20 protein-coding genes and 1 tRNA gene are annotated in these 24311 nt (G+C 70.1%); 10 read left to right on the forward strand and 11 right to left on the reverse strand.

Going from position 1 to position 24311, the window contains the following annotated elements; all coding sequences use genetic code 11:
- The first annotated feature begins 48 nt into the window (after window positions 1–48).
- Window positions 49–807: a Tellurium resistance gene (locus ACF088_RS19990; protein ID WP_392377094.1), complete on the forward strand. Its 759-nt coding sequence runs from the start codon at window positions 49–51 to the stop codon at window positions 805–807.
- 129 nt (window positions 808–936) lie between these two features.
- Here the strand turns inward: ACF088_RS19990 and ACF088_RS19995 are convergent, their stop codons facing one another.
- Window positions 937–2112, reverse strand: a complete 1176-nt coding sequence (locus ACF088_RS19995) for a TerD family protein (RefSeq protein ID WP_392377095.1) — start codon at window positions 2110–2112, stop codon at window positions 937–939.
- 217 nt (window positions 2113–2329) lie between these two features.
- Here ACF088_RS19995 and ACF088_RS20000 point away from each other — a divergent pair, with 217 nt between their 5' ends.
- The 3 genes from ACF088_RS20000 to ACF088_RS20010 are packed head-to-tail and all read left to right on the forward strand — an operon-like array spanning window position 2330 to window position 6930.
- Complete coding sequence (locus ACF088_RS20000) at window positions 2330–3502, forward strand: HpcH/HpaI aldolase/citrate lyase family protein (RefSeq protein WP_392377096.1); 1173 nt, start codon at window positions 2330–2332, stop codon at window positions 3500–3502.
- Window positions 3503–3517: 15 nt separating this feature from the next.
- Window positions 3518–6109 carry a phosphoribosyltransferase gene (locus ACF088_RS20005; protein ID WP_392377097.1) on the forward strand — a complete coding sequence of 864 codons (2592 nt, stop codon included), beginning with the start codon at window positions 3518–3520 and terminating at the stop codon, window positions 6107–6109.
- Entirely contained in the window at window positions 6109–6930 is an 822-nt protein-coding gene (locus ACF088_RS20010; protein WP_392377098.1) for an HAD family hydrolase, read from the forward strand. Before ACF088_RS20005 ends, ACF088_RS20010 begins: the two co-directional genes overlap by 1 nt.
- Here the strand turns inward: ACF088_RS20010 and ACF088_RS20015 are convergent.
- Window positions 6893–7531, reverse strand: a complete 639-nt coding sequence (locus ACF088_RS20015; protein ID WP_392377099.1) for a DedA family protein — start codon at window positions 7529–7531, stop codon at window positions 6893–6895. The two genes, ACF088_RS20010 and ACF088_RS20015, sit on opposite strands and share 38 nt — an antisense overlap.
- A gap of 109 nt (window positions 7532–7640) precedes the next feature.
- Between ACF088_RS20015 and ACF088_RS20020 the strand changes: the two genes are divergently transcribed.
- The 3 genes from ACF088_RS20020 (at window position 7641) to ACF088_RS20030 (ending at window position 10501) form a co-directional block, all read left to right on the forward strand.
- Complete coding sequence (locus tag ACF088_RS20020) at window positions 7641–8780, forward strand: sensor histidine kinase (RefSeq protein WP_392377100.1); 1140 nt, start codon at window positions 7641–7643, stop codon at window positions 8778–8780.
- Window positions 8771–9430, forward strand: a complete 660-nt coding sequence (locus ACF088_RS20025) for a response regulator (RefSeq protein ID WP_381063086.1) — start codon at window positions 8771–8773, stop codon at window positions 9428–9430. The genes ACF088_RS20020 and ACF088_RS20025 overlap by 10 nt, the downstream gene beginning before the upstream one ends.
- A gap of 447 nt (window positions 9431–9877) precedes the next feature.
- Window positions 9878–10501, forward strand: a complete 624-nt coding sequence (locus ACF088_RS20030) for an O-methyltransferase (RefSeq protein ID WP_392377173.1) — start codon at window positions 9878–9880, stop codon at window positions 10499–10501.
- A 166-nt stretch (window positions 10502–10667) separates the two neighbouring features.
- Here the strand turns inward: ACF088_RS20030 and ACF088_RS20035 are convergent, their stop codons facing one another.
- The 7 genes from ACF088_RS20035 to ACF088_RS20065 all read right to left on the reverse strand — a co-directional run bounded on the left by ACF088_RS20035 (window position 10668) and on the right by ACF088_RS20065 (window position 18248).
- Window positions 10668–10880, reverse strand: a complete 213-nt coding sequence (locus tag ACF088_RS20035) for a zinc ribbon domain-containing protein (protein ID WP_328387039.1) — start codon at window positions 10878–10880, stop codon at window positions 10668–10670.
- A gap of 25 nt (window positions 10881–10905) precedes the next feature.
- Entirely contained in the window at window positions 10906–12153 is a 1248-nt protein-coding gene (locus tag ACF088_RS20040; protein ID WP_392377101.1) for a sugar kinase, read from the reverse strand.
- Complete coding sequence (locus tag ACF088_RS20045; RefSeq protein WP_392377102.1) at window positions 12150–12770, reverse strand: bifunctional 4-hydroxy-2-oxoglutarate aldolase/2-dehydro-3-deoxy-phosphogluconate aldolase; 621 nt, start codon at window positions 12768–12770, stop codon at window positions 12150–12152. Before ACF088_RS20045 ends, ACF088_RS20040 begins: the two co-directional genes overlap by 4 nt.
- A gap of 378 nt (window positions 12771–13148) precedes the next feature.
- A complete protein-coding gene (gene dgoD / locus ACF088_RS20050) occupies window positions 13149–14294 on the reverse strand; it encodes a galactonate dehydratase (RefSeq protein WP_392377103.1) in 1146 nt (381 codons plus the stop codon).
- 284 nt (window positions 14295–14578) lie between these two features.
- Window positions 14579–15283 (reverse strand): FadR/GntR family transcriptional regulator, encoded by a 705-nt coding sequence (locus tag ACF088_RS20055; RefSeq protein WP_392377104.1) that lies wholly within the window; start codon window positions 15281–15283, stop codon window positions 14579–14581.
- Window positions 15284–15691: 408 nt separating this feature from the next.
- Window positions 15692–16408, reverse strand: coding sequence for a DUF4383 domain-containing protein (locus tag ACF088_RS20060; protein ID WP_392377174.1), 717 nt, complete (start codon window positions 16406–16408; stop codon window positions 15692–15694).
- A 451-nt stretch (window positions 16409–16859) separates the two neighbouring features.
- Window positions 16860–18248 carry a hypothetical protein gene (locus ACF088_RS20065; protein ID WP_392377105.1) on the reverse strand — a complete coding sequence of 463 codons (1389 nt, stop codon included), beginning with the start codon at window positions 18246–18248 and terminating at the stop codon, window positions 16860–16862.
- Window positions 18249–18390: 142 nt separating this feature from the next.
- On the opposite strand from ACF088_RS20065, the gene ACF088_RS20070 reads away from it, so the two are divergent.
- Window positions 18391–18465, forward strand: a tRNA-Val gene (locus ACF088_RS20070).
- A 323-nt stretch (window positions 18466–18788) separates the two neighbouring features.
- Here ACF088_RS20070 and ACF088_RS20075 read toward each other — a convergent pair.
- Together ACF088_RS20075 and ACF088_RS20080 are read right to left on the reverse strand one after the other, a co-directional pair.
- Window positions 18789–20030, reverse strand: a complete 1242-nt coding sequence (locus ACF088_RS20075; RefSeq protein ID WP_392377106.1) for a PP2C family protein-serine/threonine phosphatase — start codon at window positions 20028–20030, stop codon at window positions 18789–18791.
- Between the two features lie 938 nt (window positions 20031–20968).
- Window positions 20969–21868: a LysR family transcriptional regulator gene (locus ACF088_RS20080; protein WP_392377107.1), complete on the reverse strand. Its 900-nt coding sequence runs from the start codon at window positions 21866–21868 to the stop codon at window positions 20969–20971.
- Between the two features lie 253 nt (window positions 21869–22121).
- Here ACF088_RS20080 and ACF088_RS20085 point away from each other — a divergent pair, with 253 nt between their 5' ends.
- Together ACF088_RS20085 and ACF088_RS20090 are read left to right on the forward strand one after the other, a co-directional pair.
- Window positions 22122–22568 carry an ATP-binding protein gene (locus tag ACF088_RS20085; RefSeq protein WP_392377108.1) on the forward strand — a complete coding sequence of 149 codons (447 nt, stop codon included), beginning with the start codon at window positions 22122–22124 and terminating at the stop codon, window positions 22566–22568.
- 216 nt (window positions 22569–22784) lie between these two features.
- Window positions 22785–24062 (forward strand): MFS transporter, encoded by a 1278-nt coding sequence (locus ACF088_RS20090; RefSeq protein ID WP_392377109.1) that lies wholly within the window; start codon window positions 22785–22787, stop codon window positions 24060–24062.
- Window positions 24063–24311: the final 249 nt, after the last annotated feature.

A 24311-nucleotide genomic window follows, 5' to 3' on the forward strand; every position in this document is an offset into this window, starting at 1 on the left:
CTGAGGTGCGGACCTCCAGGCCGCCCCGCAGCGATATGGGGCCGAGCAATGGGGTGGGGCAAAGTGTCGTTCCTGGGGAATCTGCGGCGCGGTGGCGCGGCGAAGTTCGACTTCGACAGCGGCGGAGCGTCGTACGTCGTCGAGCTGACGAAACGCAATCCGGCCGTCTCCCTGACCAAGCAGGGGGCGGCCAGCGGGCATCTGCGGGTCAATCTGCACTGGCAGATGCGGCCCTCGGACCTGCACGAGCGGAGCAGGCAGGGCAGGGGCGGTCTGCTGCGGCATCCGGGCAAACTGTTCAAACCCGAGATAGTGCAGGCGCAGGGGCCGGCCGTGGTCAATGTCGACCTGGATCTGGCGTGTCTGTACGAGCTCAAGGACGGCACCAGGGGCGTGGTGCAGCCGCTGGGCAACTTTCTGGGCGACCTCAACGGGCCGCCCTTCGTCAAGCTCAGCGGTGACGACCGCTTCGGTTCGGGATCCGGCGAGACGCTCTACATCAACTTGGACCACCGCGACGAGATCAAGCGCATGCTGATCTTCGTCTACATCTACGACGGCACGCCGGCCTTCGACCGTACGCATGCGATCGTGACGCTCTATCCGAGCAGCGGACCGCGGGTGGAGGTCAAGCTGGACGAGCGGGCGCCACAGGCTCGCTCCTGCGCCGTCTTCATGCTCGAAAACGTCAAGGGCGAGCTGACGGTGCGCCGCGAGGTGAAGTACGTCTACGGCTTCCAGGCGGAGCTCGACCGGCTGTACGGCTGGGGGCTGCAGTGGGGGCGGGGCTACAAGACGAACGCGTGAGCCGGGCAGGCTGCGGTCCGCCGCCGGTGCCGCGCGCCACCGGTGCGGCGCGCCGCTCGTTCCGTATCCCGCCCCTGCGGCCCCCGTCCGTGCTGCGCCCTCGCCGCAGCGGGCATCCGTCCGATCTCCCTAACGGCGCTGGAACTGCGGGCCCTGGGGCGGCAGGACGAAGGACGGGTCCGGCACGAAAGGCTGCTGCACCGGGTAGCCGTACGTCGAGGCAGGGTGTTGCTGCGCCGGCTGCGGAGCGACGTACGGGGGCGGTGGCGGCTGCTGGGGCTGGTACTGGGGCGGCGGTCCCGGGTAGCCGTAGGCGGGCTGGGCCGGGGGCTGCGTCGGCGGTGGTGGAACGTTCTGCGGATAGCCGTAGCCGCCGCTCGTGGGCGCCATCCCCGGCGCCTGGGGCGCCGCGGCGGGTGAGGCCAGCGGTGCGGAGGAGAGCGGTGCGGAGGAGAGCGGTGCGGAGGAGAGCGGCTCCGGCATGGCGTCCGGCACATGCTGGGTGACCGCTTCCGGGTCCGACGCCGAAGATGCCTGAGGGTCCGCCGCGGACGGGGGGCCCGAGGCCTCTTCGGGCCAGGTGCTGGGCGGCGGGGTCGCGGCGGAGGCGGCGGGGCTGGTCACGGCCGGGCCGGGGGCGGCCGGGTCGCCGGACGGGCCGGGCTCGTTCCCAGGGGCCGGGGCGACGGCCGGCGCGGGCTCCGGGCCGGGAGGTGCCGACACCGGTGCTTCCGAGGCCGGCGGACCGTCGGCGGCAGCTTCGTTCTCGTCCACCGAGATCCCGAACTCGGTCGCCAGACCGACCAGACCGCTCTCGTACCCCTGCCCCAGGGCGCGGAATTTCCAGCCGTCGGCGCGCCGGTACAACTCCCCGCAGATCAGCGCCGTCTCGTCGCCGGTCTCGGGAACCACATCGAAGACCACGAGCGGCTCGCCGTCGCTCTGTGCCGCGTCGTACAGCACGACCCGCAGATCCGTGACGCCCGCGAACGCGCCACCGTCCGACGACGCGGCCAGCACCACCCGGTCCACCGACGCATCCAGCGCCGACAGCTCCGCCTCGATGGTGTCGGTCAGACTCTCCGCGAGCCGGGTCTTGGGCAGGTGCCGCACCAGACCACTGGGGTGCCGCGGTTGGTTGTAGAAGACGAAGTCCTCGTCGGAGTTCACACGCCCCTCGGGCCCCACCAACAGGGCCGAGGCATCGACATCGGGGACACCGGCGCCGGGGGTCCAGCGCAGGACGGCCCGGACAGCCGTGGCATCGAGGGGTACGTTCGACCCTTTCAGCATCGCGTGCGTCATGCCGCAATCCTGCCTTCCCTGAGGTCGCAGCGACAACGCGGGGGGCCGCGAGCCGTTCCCGGGGTGTGGCAGCGGATACCCGGGCGCCTGGTGGGTGTTACGTGATTTTCCTGTACGCGGGAACTAACCGTGCCCCCACGCACGTACGATTACCGGCTGGATCCAGACAGCGAGACGCAGCGGGGGTGCCGGATCCCGCATGTAGACGGGGAGTTATATGCGTCATTTTGGGCACCTTCCGCCAGACATCCGGAAGGCACTGTTCCACCAGGAGCCGGTGGAGTTCACCGCCGGCTCTCCGGCCCGCACGCTCGCGGTCGCTCTGGGGGCGACGCTCTACAGCCCCGCCACCCGCCCGCGACTCGCCGCCGATGTCCTCAAGCAGGCCGCACGTGGCGTGAAATCCATGGTCCTGTGCCTGGAGGACTCCATAAGCGACGGGGATGTCGAGGCCGGCGAGGAGAACCTCGTGCGGCAGCTCGGCCTTCTCGACGAGGCGGCCGCCACGGGCGCGGATCTTCCCCTGCTGTTCATCCGCGTCCGCACCCCCGGCCAAATACCGGATCTGGTGCGCCGGATGGGCACTGCCGTGCACAGGCTGTCCGGATTTGTACTTCCGAAGTTCACCGAGGAGCGTGGCATCCCGTTCTTTGAGGCGCTGAACGCGGCCGAGGGCGACGCCGCCCGGCGGCTGTTTGTGATGCCGGTGCTGGAATCGCCGCAGTTGCTGCATCTGGAGAGCCGCGCCGAGACCCTTGCGGGCATCGCCCGGACCGTGGACAAATACCGGGACCGGGTGCTTGCCCTGCGGCTCGGCGTCACGGACTTCTGCTCCGCCTACGGACTGCGCAGAGCCCCCGACATGACGGCGTACGACGTCCAGATCGTCGCCTCCGTGATCGCCGACGTGGTGAATGTGCTGGGACGGGCGGACGGCACGGGCTTCACGGTCACCGGCCCGGTGTGGGAGTACTTCCGGCTGCAGGAGCGGATGTTCAAGCCACAGCTGCGACGCAGCCCGTTCCTCGGACGCGCCGAGGAATTGCGGACGGCCCTGATCGAGCACGACATGGACGGCCTTCTGCGGGAGATCGAACTCGACCGTGCGAACGGTCTGCAGGGCAAGACCTGCATCCACCCTTCGCATGTCGCGCCGGTGCACGCCCTCTCGGTCGTCAGCCATGAGGAGTTCAGCGACGCGGTCGACATCCTGCGGCCCGAACGGGGCGACGGCGGGGTTCTGCGCTCCGCCTATACGAACAAGATGAACGAGGTGAAGCCGCATCGCGCCTGGGCCGAACGGACCCTGTTGCGCGCCGAGGCGTTCGGGGTGGCCAGGGAAGGCATCGGGTTCGTGGAGCTGCTGGCGGCGAGCCTGCCGCAGACGTGACACGCGATGAGACAGATGAACGGTACGACGGAGGAGACGGAACACGTGGTCTGGACGGGAGAATGGGTCGCCGGTCGGCTCGGGGTCTCGCTGAGCGGCGGGGACGAGCTGCCGGAACTGCTGGGGCTTGCGCTGCGGCGTAACCCCAAGCGGGCCCATTTGCTCGTGTCGAACGTGCTCGGCAAGCACGTGCCCCAGCGACCGGAGGTGGTCCATGGCGCCGGCCTCGGGCTGGGGCGCCGGGTGCGGAAGCTGCTGGGCGACGAGGCCGCTGCCCGCTCCGTCGTCCTCGGCTATGCCGAAACCGCCACCGGCCTGGGGCACTCGGTGGCCGACGGCCTGGCACTCGCGCCGTATCTGCACTCCACCCGCCGGCCGGTCGCGGGGGTGGCGCAGGTGGGCGGGTTCGAAGAGGAGCACAGTCACGCCACCTCGCATCTGCTGCTCCCGGAGGACCGTGAGCTCCTCGCCGGGGACGGGCCGCTGGTGCTCGTCGACGACGAGTTCTCCACCGGCCGGACCGTCCTGAACACGATCAAGGCGCTGCATGCGCACTTCCCGCGTGAGCGGTACGTGGTCGTCGCCCTGGTCGACATGCGCTCCGCCGCGGACCGCAGCCACCTGGAGACGTTCGCGGCGGAACTGGGCGCCCGCGTCGACCTCGTGGCACTGGCCGCGGGCGGCGTACGCCTGCCCGCGGACGTCCTGGCCCGCGGACAGGAACTCGTCGCCGCCCATGAGGCCCTTCAGGGCCATGGGGCCCGGAAGGCCCCCGGGGCCCGGGAGGCGCGGACGGCGGCGCCCGGAGGCGGTGCCGATGCCGTGCGGATCGACCTCGGCTGGCCCGCCGGGCTGCCGGACGGCGGTCGGCACGGCTTCACACCGGCGCATCGCGCCCGGCTGGAGGCGGCTCTGCCGGACATGGCGGCCCGGATCGCCCGGGAGCTGGACGGTGCCCGCCGCATCCTCGTCCTCGGCAACGAGGAGTTGATGTACGCGCCGCTGCGAATAGCCGGGGCTCTGGACGCTCTCCTGGCCGAGAAGGAGGGCGGCGCCGAGCCGGTGCCGACCCCTGAGGCCACCGAAGCGGGGGATGGCGCCCCGGCGCCCCGAACCGCTCAGCCGTCCGCGCCGGCCGGGGGGACGGGCGTCGTCTTCTCCACCACCACCCGGTCGCCGGTGCTCGCCGTCGACGACCCCGGTTACGCGATACGGACCCGGCTGTCCTTCCCCGCTCACGACAAGCCGGCCGACGGGCCGGGGGAGCGGTACGCCTACAACGTCGCGGCCGGCGCCGACCCGGCCCGCGGCTTCGACGCCATCGTGGCCGTCGTGGACTCGCCCGGAGACGGCCCGGAACTGCACGCCCCCAGCGGTCTGCTGCACCGGCTCGCCGAGCACACCGACCGGCTGCTGCTTGCCGTCATCCCCTCGTACGCCCCCGAACCACAGGCCCGGCCCCCCATGCCCCTTCCCGAGCCGCTGCGCGGCCCCGCCTTCTCCTCCTACACCGCCGACGAGGTCGGCTGGCTGCTGCAGGATCTCTCCGACGTCACCCTGGAAGCGCCGACCGAGGAACGCGAGGAGGCGATTCAGCGCGGTGGCGCCCACTACGCCGAGTCGCTGCCGGTCGAATACCAGCCGAGCGAGCAGTACCAGGCGCTGTTTCACAGCGCGCTGCGGACCTCCGCGAGCCGGATAGCGCGGGCGGTCGGAACCGTCACCGAGACCGTGCTCGCCGAACGCAGCCCACGCCCCGTGCTGGTGTCGCTGGCACGGGCCGGCACCCCCGTCGGGGTGCTGATGCGCCGCTGGGCGCTGCACACCCACGGCGTGGAGTTGCCGCACTACGCGGTCTCGATCGTCCGCGGCCGGGGCATCGACACCACCGCGCTGCGCTGGCTGGCCGCCCATCACGATCCGGCGGATGTCGTCTTCGTGGACGGCTGGACCGGGAAGGGCGCCATCACCCGCGAACTCGCCGAGGCCCTGGCGGACTTCCCGGGCTTCGACCCGCGGATCGCCGTGCTCGCCGACCCCGGCGGTTGTGTCGAGACCTATGGGACCCGGGACGACTTCCTCATCCCGTCCGCCTGCCTCAACTCCACCGTCTCCGGCCTCATATCCCGCACCGTCCTGCGCGACGACCTCGTGGGGCCGGACGACTTCCACGGCGCGAAGTTCTACCGCGACCTGGCGGCGGCCGATGTGTCGCGCGCGTTCCTGGACACGGTCGGTGCCCACTTCGACGACGTGGCCGCGGAGGTCGCCGCGCAGGTCAAGGAGTTGGCCGCCGCCGACCGGGCCCCCACCTGGGAGGGCTGGGCAGCCGTCGAACGGATCAGCGAGGAGTACGGCATCCACGACGTCAATCTCGTGAAGCCCGGTGTCGGCGAGACCACGCGCGTACTGCTGCGCCGGGTCCCCTGGAAGATCCTGGCCCGGCAGGGGGCCGGGGCCGATCTCGATCATGTGCGCCTCCTGGCGGAACAACGGGGCGTGCCCGTCGAAGAGGTCGACGAACTTCCCTACACCTGTGTCGGGTTGATCCACCCCCGCTTCACCCGCGGGGCCACGGGTGCCGACGGCAAGGCGGTGGCCTGCTGATGAGCGCGATCGTCGCCAGCGACCTCGACCGCACCCTGATCTATTCGGCCCCGGCGCTGGGCCTCACCATGCCCGACGCCGAAGCCCCCCGGCTCCTGTGTGTCGAGACATACGAGCGCAAGCCGCTGTCCTATATGACGGAGACGGCCGCCGGACTGCTCGCCGAACTGGCCCGCAGCACCACCTTTGTGCCGGCGACCACCCGCACCCGGGAGCAATACGGCCGCATTCATCTTCCCGGGCCGGCACCGGAGTTCGCCATCTGCGCCAACGGCGGCCAGCTGCTCGTACGGGGTGAGTCCGACCCGGACTGGCAGCGCACCGTCGCCGAGCGGCTCGCCGCGCACTGCGCACCCCTGGACGAGGTCCGCGCGCATCTTGTCCGCACCGCCGACCCGGCCTGGCTCCTCAAGGAGCGCGTCGCCGAGGACCTCTTCGCCTATCTGGTCGTGGAGCGGCCGCTGCTGCCCGACACCTGGGTGAAGGACCTCACCGGCTGGGCGGGCGAACGTGGTTGGACCGTGTCCCTGCAGGGCCGCAAGATCTATGCCGTACCAAAGCCGTTGACCAAAAGCGCCGCCGTGGCGGAGGTGGCGCGCCGAACCGGGGCGTCCGAGATCCTTGCGGCCGGGGACTCTCTTCTCGACGCCGATCTGCTGCTGGCCGCGGACCGCGGATGGCGGCCCGGCCACGGCGAACTGGCGGACTCCGGCTGGCACGCCCCTCATGTCACGGCGCTCGACGAGCGGGGTGTCGCCGCGGGCGAGGAAATCGTGCGGTCCTTCATCCGCGGCGCCGCATCCCCGAGCCACGCCGACTGACCCGGGCGGCCACAAAGACCGCCACCGCCACCGCGGCCGCCACAAGGACCACCTTCGAATACACATCCACATATCCCGTCACCTCCTCCCACTTCTCGCCGAGCAGATAGCCGGCGAGGACGAAGATCGCGTTCCAGATGAGGCTGCCGAGCGTGGTCAGGGCCAGAAAGATCGGTATCGGCATGCGCTCGATGCCGGCGGGTATCGAGATGAAGCTGCGAAAGAGGGGAATCATCCGGCCGAAGAACACCGCCTTCGTCCCGTGCCGCCGGAACCAGCGCTCCGTCTTCTCGATGTCCGACACCTTGACCAGCGGCAGTTTCGACGCGATCGCGATCGTTCGCTCGCGCCCGAGCAACGCGCCCACGCCGTACAGCGCCAGGGCGCCGGTCACCGAGCCGAGGGTTGTCCACGCGAGCGCGGACGCCAGATGCATACTGCCGCGGCCGGCCGTGAAGCCCGCCAGCGGCAGGATCACCTCGCTCGGCAGCGGTGGGAAGAGATTTTCTGCGGCGATGGCCACACCCGCGCCGGGCGCGCCGAGTGTGTCCATGAGGTCGGTGATCCAGCCGGGTGCGGTGCTTCCGATGCTCTCGATCATGTTTTCAACGCTATGAATTCTCGCCTTGCGGCACATTGCGGTACTCCGCACAAAAGACTGCGGTTTTCCGCAGTGCGCGAGGACGTGCGGTGCGGCTAGCGTTTTGATCATGTGGGAAATGGCAAGGCGCGGATTGCGCTTGGCGACAGGGCTTGTGCTCGGTGCCGCGACGACGCTGGCCGAGCTCCCCTTCGTCGTGCTCTCCGGCCTCTCCCTGCTGCTCGTCCTCGCCTGGCCGCGCGGCCGCCGCGCGGTCCTCAAGCATGTGACCGCCGCGGCGCGCCCTCTGACCGAAACCAACCGAAGCCGCCTCCGCGTCTATGTCGCGGCCGGTACATCAGATTCTTACGCCGACCACCGCGCCCTGCAATATCTCTCCCTGCGCTGGGGATTGGGGCTGCTGGCCGCCCTCGTCCTGAGCGTGGCGCTGATCGGAGCGGCGTACGGCACCTCCTGGATCTTCATCCTGCTGTTCACCGAAGTCCACCACCCCGGCACCCTCGCGCTGTCGAGCGTCGGCGGTCTCTTCCTCCTCTTCCTCAGCTTCCAGGGCGCGTTCGGCGTCGCCCGGCTGGAGACCAAGCTGGCGCGGTACTTCCTGGGCCCGAGCCACCATGAGGAGCTGGAGCGCCGCATCGAGCAACTGGCCGCCAGCCGCGCCGGCGTCATCGCCGCGGTCCACGATGAGCGCCGCCGTATCGAGCGGGATCTGCACGACGGTGTGCAGCAGCGGCTGGTGGCCCTGGGCATGCTGCTCGGCCGCGCACTGCGCAGCCAGGACGAGCAGCGCGCGGAGCAACTCCTCCGCCAGGCCCACGAAGAGAGCAGCCAGGCCTTGGCCGAGCTGCGCGAGGTGGCCTGGCGGGTCTATCCGACGGTGCTGGACGAGGCAGGTCTGCGGGCGGCATTGGAGACGGTCGCCGAGCGCTCGGCCATCCCTGTACGTCTCGACTACGCACTTGCCACCGACCCCGACACCAGCGTGGCAACGGTCGCCTACTTCGTGGTCTCCGAAGCCGTCACCAATGCCGTCAAGCATGCGGACGCCGGGCTGATAACCGTCCGCGTCGCCCCTGGCGAGGACGCCGTGCTCGTGCATATCGAGGACGACGGATTGGGCGGCGCGGATTCTTCCGGCAGCGGTCTGTTCGGGCTGGCCCGCCGGGTCGCCGCCCTCGACGGCCGGTTCCGGGTGGAAAGCCCGGTCGGCGGACCGACCACCATCACCGCGGAGCTGCCGTGCGCGTAGTGCTTGCCGACGATTCGACCCTGCTGAGGGAGGGCCTGGTGCGCCTCCTCGCCGAGGAGGGACACCAGGTGGCAGCCGCGGTGGGCGACGCCGATCAGCTGATGGCCGTGCTGGAGCAGGCGGATGAGAAGCAGGAGAAGCCGGATGCCGTGGTGGTGGACGTCCGTATGCCTCCCACGCACACCGATGAAGGGCTGCGCGCTGCCGTGCAGATCCGGGAACGCTGGCCCGACATCGGCGTGCTGGTGCTCTCGCAATATGTCGAGCGCCGGTATGCGACGGAGCTGCTGACCGACGACAGTGAGGGGGTGGGCTATCTGCTCAAGGACCGGGTGGTCCAGGTGGACGAGTTCTTGGACGCGTTGGAGCGGGTGGGGGCCGGGCAGGCGGCCTTCGACCCTGAAGTCGTCCGGCAGTTGCTGATGCGCAGCCGCCGCACGGATCCGCTGGGCACCCTCACCGCACGCGAGCGGGAAGTGCTGGGGGAGATGGCACAGGGCCACACCAACGCGGCGATCGCCGTCCGGCTGCACATCTCGCAGAGCGCCGTGGAGAAACACGCCAACGCGATCTTCGACAAGCTCGATCTGATCGGCACCTCCGGATACTCACGCCGGGTCCTGGCGGTGTTGCGGTACCTGGGGACGTGAAATCCGAGACGCGAGAGTGAGAGGGGGAAGGGCGAGGGAGACGGCGGGGAGGGGCGGGGAGGGGGAGGAGGGCGGCGGCAACACCGAAAGAGCGGGCACGGCTGGGCCGGCACACGAGAATCCGCCAGTCCAGGAAGGGGGAGGCGGGGACTCTGACCGCGGCAATCGGCGAGGCCCGACTCGTCCGAGGCCGTCCGACCGAGTGGGGCACTCGGGACGCGGGCCGACGCGGGGCCGACGCCGATCGATGTCGACCGACGCCGACCGATGCACGGCCGAGGGCTCGGCACGTGGCGGGCGGGGGGCGAAAAACCGTCGGTGGAGGTGAGGCTCGGGTTAGTCTCGCGAGACGGTTGGCTGCATCGTCCGGTGATCGGCCGAGACCGTGATCCTTGATCAAGGGGAGAGCCAGTGACCGAGTCCAAGAGCACGCCGATCACGGCGGAGATGTACGACTACGTCCTCGCCCACAACCCACCGTTGAACGCGGCGCAGCGGGACATCGTGGAGCTCACCCGCCAGCAGTTCCCCGAGGCGGCGGGGATGCAGTCGGCGGAGGAACAGGGGCCCCTGCTGGCGTTCCTGGTGCGGCTGATCGGGGCCCGCCATGTCGTCGAAGTGGGCACGTTCACCGGGTTTTCGGCGCTGTCCATGGCCCAGGCGCTGCCCGCGGACGGCACGCTGATCGCCTGCGATGTCTCCGAGGAGTGGACGGCGTACGGCCGGGAGGCATGGGAGAAGGCCGGTGTCGGGGACCGTGTCGAGCTGCGGATCGCGCCCGCGTTGGAAACGCTGCGGGCGATGCCGTCCGAACCGCACATCGATCTCGCGTACCTCGACGCGGATAAGGGCGGCTATATCGCGTACTGGGAAGAGCTGGTGCCCAGGATGCGGCCGGGGGGCCTGATCGTGGCGGACAACGTCCTGTACCACGGGGAGGTTGTCGACCCGGCGGCGACCGGGTCGGCCCTGGCGATCAGGGCATTCAACGACCATGTCGTGGAGGACGCCCGTATGGAGGCGGTCATTCTCACGGTGGCGGACGGCGTGACCCTGGCGCGCAAGAAATAGCGGCCGGGGCCTCAGATCCGGGGCCTCAGATCCGGGGCCTCGGATCCGAGGCTTCGGAGTCGAGGGACGGTCCTTGAGGCCATGGCGTCACTGCGCGGACGGGGACGGGGGCGGGACGGGGGCGCGGGCGGGGCTCCAGGGCACCCCGCCGGTGCAGCACCAGCCACTAGCCGCCGCAGCAACCGCCTCCGCAGCAGCCGCCGCCCCCGCCTTGCGGGGCGGCAGCGGTCGCGGAGCCGCCCACGGCGACCGTGGAGAGGAGTTTCACGGTGTCCTCATGGCCCTCGGGACACACGGCCGGGGCGGAGGACTCGGCCATCGGCCGGTTCAGCTCGAAGGTGGAACCGCAGGGGCGGCACCGGTATTCGTAACGAGGCATGGGCACAGGTTAGCCGTGGCGCCGCTCAGCGGACGACGGTGCCGGGCGGCGCGCCCAGCATGCCCAGCTCCGCACGGGTCGGCGCGCCCTCCCAGTCGCCGGGGGACGCGACGGCGAACGCTCCGGTGTTCACGGCGCGCTCCAGGCATCCGGCCGGCCCTTCACCGTCCAGCAGCGCGGACAGATAGCCCGCCACGAAGGCATCGCCGGCTCCCACGGCATCGACGGCTCGTACGGCCCTGGCGGGCCGGTGCAGGGAGCCGCCGTGAGTGAAGGCCGTTGCCCCCTCCGCGCCGAGTTTGACCACGATCTCGCCGACGCCCAGCTCCCTCAGCAGCCTGGCCTGCGACGCGAGGGTGGCGGCGGAGCCACCGGCGGCGTCGCGGGGCGGGAGGCACAGCGGGAGTTCGTCATCGGAGGCGATCAGGAGATCCACGTAGGGGAGCCACTCGCCCAGGACCACGGCGGCTTCCTCGGCCGTCCACAGCCGAGCGCGGAAGTTGACATCGAGACAGACCAAGGAGCCGTACTCGCGGGCCAGTCGGAGGGACTGCAGGGCTGCCGAGCGAGCCGTGGGGCTCAGGGACGGGGTGATGCCCGTCAGGTGCAGGATGCGGGGCGGGGCTGCGCGGAAGGCGCGCTCGATCACGCCTGCCGTGAGCCGTGAGCCGGCCGAGCCCGCACGGTAGTAGTGCACCCGGGTGACATCGGGCAGCCGCGGCTCGAAGAGGAGCAGCCCGGTCGGGGCGCCCGGATCGGTCGAGGCGCCGGATACCTCGACGCCCTCGGCGCGCAGCGTACGCAGCACCAGCCGGCCGGCCTCGTCCTCGCCGACCGCACCCGCCCAGCGGACCTCGTGCCCGAGCCGGGCCAGCCCGATCGCGACATTGCTCTCCGCTCCGGCGATGGAGACCTGCATCGTGCCGCCGAGCTTCAGCGGGCCGCTGCCGCGTAGCGCGACCATGGTCTCGCCGAAGGTGAAGAGGTCCGGACGGCCCGGTTGCGGGGGAACCCACGGACGACCGGGGGCGGCGCCGGGGCGGGGATCGGCCCCGCCGTGCTGCGCCTCCCCGTCCCCGTCGCCGTTCCCGTCGCCGTTCCCGTGCCCGTTCCCGTCGCCGTTCCCGTGCCCGTTCCCGTCGCCGTTCCCGTGCCCGTTCCCGTCGCCGTTCCCGTGCCCGTTCCCGTGCCCGTTCCCGTGCCCGTTCCCGTGCCCGTCATCGTCACTGTCCCGCTGGGCTTCGCCGCTCCCGGGACCCGGTTGCTGCGTCATCGTGCGCACACCGCCCTGAACTCCGCCGCGCGCTTGCGCAGCCCGTCCAGGTCACCGCCGTCCGCCGCGTCCCCCACCAGCGGCGAACCGACACCCACCGCCACCGCCCCGGCGGCGAAGTACGCCTGCGCAGCGGCTGCGTCGACCCCACCGACCGGCACGAACGGCAGCTCGGGGAAGGGCGCACGCAGCGCCTGCAGATACCCGGGTCCGCCGACCGACGCCGGGAACAGCTTCAGGGCCGAGACACCCAGCGCGTCCGCCGCGATCACCTCGGACGGCGTCAGCACCCCGGCGAGCGTCGGCAGCCCCTGGCGTACGGACTCCTCCAGACCGGCTCCGAGCCCGGGGGTGACGATGAGATTCGCCCCGGCTTCGGCGGCGCGCCGGGCGTCAGCTGCGGTCAGGATGGTGCCGGCGCCGAGCCAGGCCGTGTCGCCGAGCTCGGCGCGCGCCCGTCGGATCACGGTGAGGGCGTCCTTTCCGCTGAGCGAGATCTCGATCAGCGGAAGGCCCGCCTCCACAAGCGCCATGACGGTACGGAAGGACGCCTCCGCATCTCTGCCCCGGATGATGGCGACCAGCCGTTCGGTCCGGAGCGCTGTGCTGAGGTCCATGGCGTTTCCTGCTTTCTCCTGCACCCCGCCGTGTGCGTACTGCGCGGCGGGGTCGTTCGGGCGCGCGGGTGACACCTTCGATTATTCCGGGCCGGGCCGACGCGCGTGAGGGGTGTGCCGCATGGGGCGGGACTGGAGTTGTGGGGGTGACCTGCGTGTTCGTCGTCCGGTACGCCCCGGGGTGGGTACCTGGTCTCAGGGCCGGGCGGCCCGTGCCGGGGATCCCTTCGGCGGGGGTCAGGGAGGCCCCTGCCCCGTGCCCCCATGCCCCCCCATGCCCCGTGCCCCAATGCCCCCGTCCCCCCGTCCCCCCGTGCCCATCCCGGGGCCGGGCTTCCCCAACAGAGGGGCCAGGGCTCCGAGCACCGGGCGCACCGCTCACCATTCGGCGAACGACCCGTCCTCATGGCGCCACACGGGGTTCCGCCAGGCGTGGCCCCGCTCATCCGCCGCCCGCACCGCGGCCTCGTCCACCTCCACACCGAGCCCGGGGCGGTCGGTCCGCAGCAGTGACCCCTCGTGGAAGCGGAACGGCTCCGGATCCACCACGTAGTCCAGCAGCTCGGCGCCCCGGTGGTAGTGGATCCCGATGGACTGCTCCTGGATGAGGAAGTTCGGGGTGGTGAAGGCGACTTGGAGGCTGGCGGCGAGTGCGACCGGACCGAGCGGGCAGTGCGGGGCGAGCTGTGCCCCGTACGCCTCCGCGAGTGCGGCGATCCGGCGCAGCTCGGAGATGCCGCCCGCATGCGAGATATCGGGCTGGAGGATCGCCACGCCGGCTTGGAGGGGAGCCAGGAACTCTCGCCGGCTGAAGAGACGTTCACCGAGTGCGAGGGGGATATTGGAGGCGTTGACGAGGTCGGGGAGGGCTTGCAGGTAGTCGGAGAGCACCGGCTCCTCGACGAACATCGGTGCGTAGTCGGCCAGCAGGGGGAGGAGCCTGCGGGCGTTGGCGGGCGAGACCCGGCCGTGGAAGTCGAGGCCGAAGTCCCGTTCGTCGCCGAGGACTTCGCGTGCGGTCTCGGCGCGCCGCAGGCATTCCCGTACCTCGGCGCGGGTGGCGACCGGCGTCATCCGGCCGCAGCCGTTCATCTTGACGGCGGTGAAACCCGCCTCGACCTGGGCGGTGACCGCGTCGCGGACGGCGTGCGGCTCGTCGCCGCCCACCCATGCGTATGCGCGGATCCTCTCGCGGACCGGCCCGCCGAGCAGTTGGTGGACGGGGACACCGTGCCGCTTCCCCTTGATGTCCCACAGTGCCTGGTCCAGGCCGGCGACGGCGGACGACAGGACGGGCCCGCCGCGGTAGAAGCCGCCTTTGGTCATGACCTGCCAGTGGTCCTCGATGCGCGCCGGATCCTGGCCCAGAAGGTACTCGGACAGCACCTCCACCGCTGCCCGGACCGGCTCGGCCCGCCCCTCGACCACCGGCTCACCCCAGCCGACGACGCCCTCATCGGTCTCCACCCGGACGAACAGCCAGCGTGGTGGCGCGAGGAACGTCTCGATGCGGCTGATCTTCATGGACCGGTTCCGTCCTTTCGGGGCGTGGGGCGTGGGGCGTGGGGCGTGGGACGCGGGACGGGGGACGGGGGACGGGGGGTGCGGGGTGCAGCGGTGGGCGATGTACGAGGTGGGGTGTGCGGTGTACGGCCGTGCGGCGCGTTGGGGCGTCCGGCCCCTGCGCGGTGTCCTGCCCACCCATGTCCTGGCGATAACCGGTGCGGGACCCTGCACCGGTTATCGCCAGTGCGGCGCGCCGCCTACGGGCGGCCTCCGTCTCACCGGCCCGACCGCCCCACCAGCCCTTACGGATGCTCCCGCGCCGACAGATCAAGCAGTTCGAGCATCGCCATATAGGCCCCGTCGACGTCCCGGTTCCGTACGGCCTCGACCACCGCGGCGTGGGCCGCATGAGGATGCTCGGATGCGCCGTCCCCGGCGAGCACGGCCCGGTCACGCTGGACGAGTATCGGCACGATCACCCGGTGCATCTGCGCGTAGAAGCGATTGTTCGAGGCGATCAGCAGCGCCGTGTGGAACGACGCATCGGCGCGTATGCGCAGTGCCGGATCGGTGTCGGTCGTGGCCATCGCACCGAGCGCGGTGTCCAGTGCCGCCAGATCCTCATCCGTGCGGCGCTCCGCGGCGAGCGCGGCCGCCGCGGGCTCGATGGAACGGCGCAGTTCGAGCACATCGGCGAAGAAATCGGACGAGACACCGGCCGCGAGCTTCCAGCGCAGCACGTCCGAATCCAGGAGGTTCCAGTCGTCCCGGGGGCGGACGAACGTGCCACGCTCCTTGTCGGTGTCGAGGAGGCCTTTCATGGTCAGCACCTTGACCGCCTCACGCAGCACGGTCTGGGTCACGTCCAGCTGCGTCATCACGTCCGGCATGACAAGGCTGTCGCCCTCACCGTAAGTGCCCTTGACGATCCGCTTGGCGAGCGCTTCGACCGCTTCGTGGTGCACCCCGTGCCCGCTGGAGGAGGCGGTGTGCTCCGAACGGCTCATCGTGTGCTCCCTGCTACCCGTCTCCGCCGACCTGCCGTCCCCACCCACACCCACGCCGTCCCCACCCACACCCATGCCGTCCTCACCCACACCCACCCCGTGCCACCCGGCCGTCACACCGGCCTGCCCGCTCCGGTCCCGCCTGCCCGCTCCGGTCCCGCCCGCCGCTGCAGTCCCCGCCCCACCTGCCCACCGCTCGGGCCGTCACACCGCACCTGCCGTCCAGCCGTCCCCGCCAGCACCGTCACCCGCTATGCAACCCCCGTCATCCGGTCCCCGTGATCCGGTCCTTGTGATCCGGTCCCCGTGATCCACCCCCCGTCTCCAGCCCGTCATCAGCCGTCAGGGCGTACCGAGCACCCCATTCCCTTCCCACCTCGGTACGCCCTGACGTCTCCTCGCCCCGGCTCAGGGCCTCTTGCCGACAGTTCCGGCATCCGTCCCGGTGCCGGTGCCGGTGCCGGAGCCAGTACCCGCACCCCTCGTACCGGAGCCAGTACCCGTACTCGCACGCGCACTCGCACCCGTACCCGTACTCATGCCCGTGCGGGATCTGCTCCCGCTGGTGCCGGCCCCGATCGAACCGCGCCCGGCATGCGAGGCGCCTTGGACCTTGACCCGCGCCGCCTGCCGTGCGGCCGTCATGCCGGAGACGGGATGCAGCTGTCCGCGGTCGAACCGCTCCGCTTCCTCCGGGTGCCGGGCGCGCCAGTACGGATTGTCGTGCGGGAGGCCGCCGCTGACCCGTCCGTACATCCCGAAGACCAGCAGCATCAGTCCGACCACAAAGCTGAAGAGGACGTTCTGGAGCTGGAAGGCGAGGAAGTTCGCGCCGGTGTCCAGCAGCGCCAGGTTCACAAAGCCGCTCAGGAGGAAGAGGACACCGAACACGATGTTGAGGGTCGAGGCGAAGTTACCGCCGATCACCATTCCGGCGACGAGGATCGCGCCGACGACGATCGAGAGGACGCTCAGGGAGCCGTTGGTGTTCAGCCCGGCAACGGTGTCGCCGCCGGTGTCGAAGAAGCCGATGTGGTGGGTCAGCCCGAGGATGCCGAAGGCGATCAGCACCAAGCCCATCAGCCCAGCGCCGATGCGGTAGACCTTGCTGAGCCGGTGGTCCACGGGCAGATGCTCATCGAGCCGGGTGTGCGGCGTCTTCGTCCGGTGGAACGGGTTCGAGGGCCCGTGGAGGGTCTGGCCAGTAACCCCAGTAGCCATCTCCGGCCTCCTTCGCGCAGGTGTGCCGCCTGGGCCGTACTTCTCTCCAGGATCCGCCCACGTGCGACATCACGCCATTGCACCCTGGGTGACGGCACGTAGCTGCGGCGACGGGCACATAGCCGCGGTGACGGGCGCAAATCCCGGTGACGAGCACGTAACCCCGGTGATAGCCCCGGTGACGAGTACCTAGGTGTCATCCGGGCTGGCTGGCTGACTGGCTGGCTTCGGGACCACCGGCCGGCCCGTGATCCCAGCCGCTGCCCGGAGCCAGCCGCCCCCCCCGGGAGCCTCAGCCGCCCCCCCCCCGGGAGGCTCACCGCTGCCCGGAGTCTCAGCCGCTCCCCCGGGAATCTCAGCCGCCGCCGGCCCCCGCGCCGCCCCTGGCCTCGCGGATCTCCTGCACCACCCGGGCCGCCGTCTCCCGTACCGCCTCGGTCTCCGTCAGGAAATGCCACCAGTCCGGATGCCGCCCTTCCAGGCCCGCGACCGCACGGTCCAGCCGTGCCACCGCGTCGTCCAGGGGACCGGCATGCCGGGGATCGGGGGTGCTGCGCCCGGTCATCGCCAGCCGCTGCGCATCCCGGACCGCGAAGCGCGTCCGTTCGACCTCCTTCTGCCGGTCGAACGACACCGCATCGAGCCGCTGCAGTCGGTCACCGGCCGCCGAGACCGCCTCGTCGGTGCCGTCCAGCAGCGCCCGTACGGTCGCCAGCAGGCTCGTGGCATCCGCCCAGCGCTGCTCGTCCCGCGCCTGCTGCGCCTCCCGCAGCTTGACCTCGGCCTGCTGGACGGACTGCGCGGCCTGTTCCGGTACCTGCTGCAGGTCCTGCCAGCATGCGGCGCTGTACCGCCGCCGCAGCTCGCTGAGGACCGGGTCGACCTTCCCGGCACGCGTCGTGATCGCCTGCGCCCGGGTCCGCAGCGACACCAGCCGCTTGTCGATCTCCGCCGCTTTCCCCGGCAGCCGCTCGGCCTCGGCCCGTACGCCCTCGGCCGTGCGCAGCATGTCGTCGGCGCGCCGGATCGTCTCCTGTACGCCGTGCTGCCCGGCGCCCTGATTGAGCTTGGTCAGCTCGGGCCCGAGCGCCGCCAGCCGGGTCGCGAGATCATCGGCCCGCAGACCCTGCGCACGGACCGCGTCCAGCGCATTGCTCGCCGCCAGCAGCGCCTGCCGCGCCCGCTCCACGGCCGGAGCCAGCCGCGCCAGCTGCGTCTCGGCGGTCTGCAGCAACGGCCCGAGCCCCTGGGCGAACCGCTCCAGCTCGCCCTTGACGCGGTCCAGCTCCTCCTTGGCACGCGTCAGATCCGCTCGTGCCCGCGCCACCGCGGCGCCGTCCAGGTCGTCGCGGTCCAGATCGTGGGAGTCGACCGCGGTGATGTACCGCTGACTCACCTCGTCGATCCGCCGGCCGAAGCCCTCGTAATCCTCCGCGGCCTTCCGCGCGGCCGGCGAATTGTCGACCGCGGTGATCGCCTCTATGGAGATCCGCAGGTCACGGTGTGCGGTGTCCAGCTCGTAGAACGCCGCCGCGGCGGCATCCTTCGCGGCCTGCGCATCGGCCCGCTGACTCTCCCCGCGCCCGAACCAGCGACGGGTCCCTCCACCCGCGAACGACATCGGCACCATCGCCACCAGCAACGGCAACGGCAGCAACACGAGCCCCACCACATCCCGGAGCGGACCCCCACGGACGCGACGGCGTTCTCGCTGCTCATGCGGCTGCGTCTCTGTCGCCGTCACTTCCCTCTCCCGATCGGATCGCCCCAGGACCGAATGTCATTCTCCCACTCACCGGAAACGAACACACCGGCCGGTAAGTTCGGACTTCGAGCACTGGTTTGCCGTTCAGCCCTGGAGGCAAGGTAGTCTGTCTGCTCGGCCAGGGCGCATAGCTCAGCGGTAGAGCGCTGCTCTTACAAAGCAGATGTCACAGGTTCAAATCCTGTTGTGCCCACCAGTCAAAAGACCCCCTACTGATCATGGTAGGGGGTCTTTGACATCTGGAATTGACATCAACGGCACTGGTCGGCCGGTAGCGGGCCGCCAGTGGGCCGCCGCTTCAAGAGCCGGCCCATGTGGCGCACAGCCGCACGCTGCGTGTCCTGCACGACGTGCGGGTACGTGTGCATCGTGAGGGCGATCCGGCTGTGTCCCAAGATCTCCGTCACCACTCCCACCGGCCCCAGATCCTGTTGTTGCCGCCTGGCCTCCTCGCCAGACCTGGGCACCGCACGGCGCATGGACCATGCAGGGCCTGGCGCCAAGGGGGCGGTTGTTTGCTCACTCCAGGACGGCGAGGTGGTCGGCGGCGCCCCCGCGCCACTCGATCAGGAAGAGGGTCGCGTCGTCGCTGGTGCTCCCGCCCCGTTCCTGCAGCAAGGTGTGGGAGAGCGAGCGCACCACCGCCCGCACTCCCTTCTCCGCTGGCTCGATGCGGTTGACCCAGTGGATGAGTTGTTCCTCGCCGAATTGTTCTTCGCCGGCCTCGTGCTCCTCGATCAGGCCGTCGGTGAAGCACAGCACTCGGTCGCCGCGCTGGAGGATGTGCTCGCTGATCCGGGGTGCTTCACCGCCGAAGCCGACCGGCAAGGTTGTCGGGCTCTCCAGTTGTCGGACGACCCGGTGGTCGCGGATGAGCAGTGGTGCGGGGTGGCCCGCGTTGACCCACTGCAGGTGTCCCGTGGTGATGTTCAAGCGCATCATCTGCGCGGTGACGAAGTGATCGGGCCCGAACTGCTCGGCGATGGCCCGGTCCATGAACACGTAGATCTCGGACAGGCCGATGCCGGCACGTCGGGCGTGCCGGTAGGCGCCGACGGAGACGGTCGCCATCGTGGCGGCGTCCAGGCCGTGGCCCATCGCATCGACCATGGCCACGTGCAGGATGTCCTCGTTGAGGGCGTAGTCGAAGCTGTCGCCGGCGACGTTGTAGGCGGGCTCCAGAATTCCGGCCACCGCGACCTGGGGGACGGACATCGCCAGCGGCGGTAGCAGGGACCACTGGATCTCCGCGGCCAAGCTCATCGGTTCGCGGCGTCGTGCGAGGAAGAACTGGTCGGTGTAGCTGTGCTTGGTGACCAGCATGTCGGCGACGAGACCGGCGAGTCTGCGCAGCAAGCGCCGGTCGTCGTCATCGACGGTGTTCAGAGTGAGGGTCAACACTCCCACCTGGTCGCTGCCGTCCAGCAACGGCAGATACATCCGGACGCCATCGGCCTGCGGAACCTCGACCGGGGCCCCGAACAAGAAGGCCGATCCCGCGGGGGAGTCACCGATCAGCTCGGGCTCGCCGACGGTCAGCCCCCTACCGGGCAGCGGCACCAGCAGCAGCTGCGCATAGTCCTGCAGGAGGATCGAGACGTCGCGGCCGCCAACCCTGGCCACCTCTTCCGCGATCAGCGGGGCGATCAACTGTGGCGGCATCTCATGTGCCCGGTCGAGCAGCACCCCCAGCAGTCGCTCGCCGAACCCTTCCGACCGGTCCACCGTGCCCTTGTCCGGCCGCCGTTCACCCGTCGCCATACCCCTGCCCTTTCATCCCAGCAGCCTCGTTTCACCTTCACCCGCTGGGCCGGCCGTCTCCAGTGGGTCGGCCACCGGGCGGCCTGGCGTGCGACTTTCGGTGGCTTGGCGTCGGTAGGGCTGTGTGGGGTCTGGACAGGTTGCATGGGCAGGGGTGAGCCCGTCTCCGAGGGCTGAGCGCAGACGTGGGTCAATGAAGGCCTTGTCCCGGTACCCGGACGGACCGTCGAAGGCGCTGCGGCCCTTCCGCGCTTCCCGCTCGGTGAAGATCTGGAACACAAGGTCGCGCCCTACTCACCGCCAACTGCACCAAGCCCCGCTCGCAGACCCACTCACGCGATCCGCGCACACGGGCTCCTCAATCCACCGTGATCAACCCGCACAGCGTGACCCGGCCAACCGGACCAAACGCCCATTGCGCCAATAGCGGCATGTCACATCCCTTCAGGGGCAGGTGGCCCTCCACCAGCTCTCACGTATCAAGCCAGGCGGGGGACAGGAACCCTGCCCAGGGGCATGCGGAGGGCAGAAGACCGAGGGCAGAGGGCCGAGGGCAGGCAAGGAGAGGCCGGGTGGGAGTGTCCGCGTACCGCCCGGTCGTGTTCCGTCCGCAGGCTCACCGAGGCGTTCGGCCTCGGCGGCAACCAGCGCGAGAACCTCAGGTCACTCCTGCTCAGCCGACGCCCGGGGCAGTACCGGGCGCCGCTCTGGCACCTCCCGTCAGGGGCCTGACGCTCCCGTCAGGGGCCTGACGAATGGCCCTCCCTGCCTGCCTGATCAAGGCCCGGTGACCTCCGCGTCGTGGGAGAGCAGGTGGTCGCGTGGTGAGCGTGGGCGCGTCGTGCTCCGTGCGTGGGCGCGCCCCTCGTGGGCCGGGCCTGTGGGGGCCGGGCGTGTGGGCTGTGCCCCTACACCTCCGGGACGTGTGGGCTGTGCCCCTACACCTCCGTTTCTGCGAGTTGCCGGATCAGGTGGTCGGCGAATTCGGTGACCACTGCAGGGAGCTGACGGCCTGCCATGGCCTGGATCTGGAGGGTGCGGAGGTGCATTTCCGGGTTGCGGATGGCGAGGGCTTTGAGGCCTTCGCGGCGCAGGCGTTCGTGCACGCTGATGTGGCCGATCAAGGAAACGGCGTTCGTCTCTTTGACGAAGGTGGACAGGGCGCTGGAGCTTGAGCTGACCAGCAGCGGTTCGAAGGAGATTCCCTCGACGGAGCAGCAGAGGTCGAAGAGGCGTCTGTTCGTGGTGCCTTCTTCGGTGAGGGCGACCGGGTAGGGGAGGAGGTCGTGGAGGTGGATTTCGTCTCGTTCGGCCAGCGGGTGGTCCGATCTGACCAGGGCCTGGATCGGGGCCCGCTGGGCGTGTACGACGCGGACGTCGGGGGCGGGGGCGAGGCTGAAGGTGACTCCCAGATCGACCGAGCCGTCCTGGACCATTTGCGTGGTCAATGACGGGGACCCCACGGGCAGTTGGAAAGTGGTGCCCGGGTGCTCCCTGCGGAATGCGGCCATGGCGTGTGGGAGGAATTCCTGTGCGGCGCCTTGTGAACTGGCCACCCGCACGACGCTTCCCAGCCGGTCGCGGCCGCGGATATCCGCGAGCACCTGGTCGGTTTCCAATGCGGCTCGGCGCGCATAGGCGGCGAGCAGGGCACCGGCCTCGCTCGGCACCATTCCGCGCGGTCTGCGCTCGAAGAGCGGTACGCCGATTTCCTGCTCCAGTTTGCCGATCTGCCGACTGATGGCCGAGCCCGCGACCAGCAGCCGCCTGGACGCCTCGTTGACCGAGCCGGTGCGGACCACTTCGAGGAAGTACTCAAGAGCCGGACTGTTCAGCATGGCGCCAGCATAAGGAGCCATTGCATTTAGGGCAACGGTTTGTTCTATAAATTGCGATTGTGCGAATGGTCGGTTTGTGCCTATCTTCTCCCTATGCCCTGCGGGCTCACCCGGCCGGGCGGACCGCACGACGGAGAAGTCCCCCACTACGGCGACGCCGTCAGCGATCGACCCAGGGTCCTTTCAGCCGCTCAGGTGTGCATCCTCCCCGCAGGCAGTCGAGCAGCCGAGGTAGTCGAGGCAGGGGAAAACGATGAATGCGACAGCCCCCAGCGAATTCACCGGCTCGTACGCGATGCCGCACCGGGACGCGGAATTCCGCTGCCCGCTGCCGCACATCCCGGAGGCCGTCGGTGTGGTGCGCCGCCGTGCGCACACGGTCCTGACCGGCTGGAATCTGCCTCCCGCCACCATTGAGGACGCAGTTTTGGTGATTTCGGAAATGGTTACCAATGCGGTCACTCATGCCCTTCCTCCGGCGTTGCTGCTGCTGTCCCGGACCGGGGGCGAAGGGCCCCGCGCCCTGCGTATCGAGGTCACCGATGCGGGGCCGGCGGCCGACGCCCGACAGCCGGACGACGTCCCGCAGTCCGCGGAGCACGGCCGCGGGAGCGGCATCGTCACCGCGCTGTCCGTCCGGCACGGCAGCCGCGCCCATCACGGTTGGATCACGCGGTGGGCAGATCTCCAGGTGGCGTGAGGTCGTTCACCGCGGCGTTGCCGTATGGGCAATCAGGTGTTCTAGAAGTTGCGATTGTGTGAATGGATCGGCGGCCCTAGCGTCGTCGCTCAGCGAGTTCACGAGCCCCCGTCTTCCGTTTCGGACTCACCCATCGGCGGTTCCACCCTGCGCGACAGTTCGCCTGCTCGATTCGAGGGAGTAAAACTCATGACGACCGCTAGAGAGACAGGCCAGATGATTGTGGAGAAGCCCCTCGGCAAAAGCCGCGCGAGGCGTGCCGTGCTCGCGGCAACGGCGGGTAACACGCTGGAGTGGTTCGACCTGACCACGTACGGGTTCTTCGCGGTCTCGATCTCCAAAGCGTTCTTTCCCGCCGGCGACCCGGCGGTTTCCCTGATGCTCGCCTTCGGCACGTTCGGGGTGTCGTATCTGGTCCGGCCCTTGGGGGCCCTTGTCCTGGGGACTTTCGCGGATCGCACCGGACGCAAGGCCGCGCTGCTGCTCACGATTCGGCTCATGATGATCGGCACTTTGCTGATCGCTGTGATGCCGACGTACAAAACCATCGGCCTTGCCGCACCGGTCCTGATTCTGGTGGCCCGTCTGCTGCAGGGATTCTCGGCGGGCGGCGAGTTCGGCAGCGCGACCGCATTCCTGGCCGAGCAGGCGCCCGACCGGCGTGGTTTCATGGCGAGTTGGCAGTTTGCCTCGCAGGGCCTGGCGACGCTGCTGGCCGCGACATTCGGCACCGTGCTGAGCCTGACGCTGTCCGGAGCGCAGCTGGATTCATGGGGCTGGCGTATCCCCTTCCTCGTCGGCCTGCTGATCGGTCCGGTCGGGTATGTGATCCGCCGCCAGGTCCCGGAGTCTCCCGAATTCGCCGAGGCCACCGAGGAGGGGGACGTCGCGGCGACCCCGGTCCGGCAGGTACTCAGGGACCAGAAGCTGCGGGTGCTCCTCATGGTCGGCGCCCTGGTGTTGTCCACCGCGGTGACCTACGTGATCGTCTATATGCCGACCTATGCGCAGGAGACGCTCGGCCTGCCGCCCTCCGCCGGCTTCATCGGGGCGGCGGTGTCCGGTGTGGCGCTGACGACCGTGACGCCGCTGGTCGGTCATCTCTCGGACCGGGTCGGCCGTATCAAGATCATGCTCATTGCCGGGATCGCGATGGTGCTCAGCATCTACCCGCTGTTCCTGCTGCTGTCGGGCAGGCCGTCGCTGCTGGTGATGGGTGTGGTGATGTTGCTGCTCGGCGTCTTGAAGGCCTGCTACTTCGGTGCGCTGCCCGCGTTGATGTCCGAGGCCTTCCCGACCGGCACGCGCAGCACCGGGCTGTCGCTGAGCTACAACATCGGCGTGATGTCCTTCGGTGGCTTCGCTCCCGTGATCATCACCTGGATGATCGCCGCGTCCGGCAGCCACCTCGCGCCGAGCTTCTACATCATGGCGGCCGGCGTCTTGAGCATCGCCGCCCTGCTGGCGAGCCGGCGCTTCCTCTCCCTGCGCTGACGCACCCGCCGGATCCCCATCCGTATCTGAGCGATCTGGCCCGTCTGGCAGATCCGATCGATCCGGCGATCCGATCGATCCGGCGATCTGACCGATCCGGCGATCCGATCGATCCGGTTCCGTACCCCGCGTCCGACGCATCAGCCGGATCCCGGAGCCGGAGCCGGTAGCCGGTACCCGACGCACCGGGCCTCTCCCGCACCCGGTGTCCGGCACGCGCCCCACACCCGACGGGCCCCAGGCCCCAGC

The sequence above is a fragment of the Streptomyces sp. NPDC015125 genome (assembly GCF_043080045.1).
Taxonomy (GTDB): Bacteria; Actinomycetota; Actinomycetes; order Streptomycetales; family Streptomycetaceae; genus Streptomyces.

Bases quoted from the DNA above. Each gene is read 5' to 3' on its own strand.
- ACF088_RS20020 (WP_392377100.1), top strand. From the start codon at position 7,641: ATGTGGGAAATGGCAAGGCGCGGATTGCGCTTGGCGACAGGGCTTGTG.
- ACF088_RS19995 (WP_392377095.1), bottom strand. From the start codon at position 2,112: ATGACGCACGCGATGCTGAAAGGGTCGAACGTACCCCTCGATGCCACG.
- ACF088_RS20015 (WP_392377099.1), bottom strand. From the start codon at position 7,531: ATGATCGAGAGCATCGGAAGCACCGCACCCGGCTGGATCACCGACCTC.
- dgoD (WP_392377103.1), bottom strand. From the start codon at position 14,294: ATGAAGATCAGCCGCATCGAGACGTTCCTCGCGCCACCACGCTGGCTG.
- ACF088_RS20035 (WP_328387039.1), bottom strand. From the start codon at position 10,880: ATGCCTCGTTACGAATACCGGTGCCGCCCCTGCGGTTCCACCTTCGAG.
- ACF088_RS20005 (WP_392377097.1), top strand. From the start codon at position 3,518: ATGAACGGTACGACGGAGGAGACGGAACACGTGGTCTGGACGGGAGAA.
- ACF088_RS20045 (WP_392377102.1), bottom strand. From the start codon at position 12,770: ATGGACCTCAGCACAGCGCTCCGGACCGAACGGCTGGTCGCCATCATC.
- ACF088_RS20080 (WP_392377107.1), bottom strand. From the start codon at position 21,868: ATGCTGAACAGTCCGGCTCTTGAGTACTTCCTCGAAGTGGTCCGCACC.
- ACF088_RS19990 (WP_392377094.1), top strand. From the start codon at position 49: ATGGGGTGGGGCAAAGTGTCGTTCCTGGGGAATCTGCGGCGCGGTGGC.
- ACF088_RS20000 (WP_392377096.1), top strand. From the start codon at position 2,330: ATGCGTCATTTTGGGCACCTTCCGCCAGACATCCGGAAGGCACTGTTC.
- ACF088_RS20075 (WP_392377106.1), bottom strand. From the start codon at position 20,030: ATGGCGACGGGTGAACGGCGGCCGGACAAGGGCACGGTGGACCGGTCG.
- ACF088_RS20040 (WP_392377101.1), bottom strand. From the start codon at position 12,153: ATGACGCAGCAACCGGGTCCCGGGAGCGGCGAAGCCCAGCGGGACAGT.
- ACF088_RS20030 (WP_392377173.1), top strand. From the start codon at position 9,878: ATGTACGACTACGTCCTCGCCCACAACCCACCGTTGAACGCGGCGCAG.
- ACF088_RS20010 (WP_392377098.1), top strand. From the start codon at position 6,109: ATGAGCGCGATCGTCGCCAGCGACCTCGACCGCACCCTGATCTATTCG.
- ACF088_RS20090 (WP_392377109.1), top strand. From the start codon at position 22,785: ATGATTGTGGAGAAGCCCCTCGGCAAAAGCCGCGCGAGGCGTGCCGTG.
- ACF088_RS20055 (WP_392377104.1), bottom strand. From the start codon at position 15,283: ATGAGCCGTTCGGAGCACACCGCCTCCTCCAGCGGGCACGGGGTGCAC.
- ACF088_RS20085 (WP_392377108.1), top strand. From the start codon at position 22,122: ATGAATGCGACAGCCCCCAGCGAATTCACCGGCTCGTACGCGATGCCG.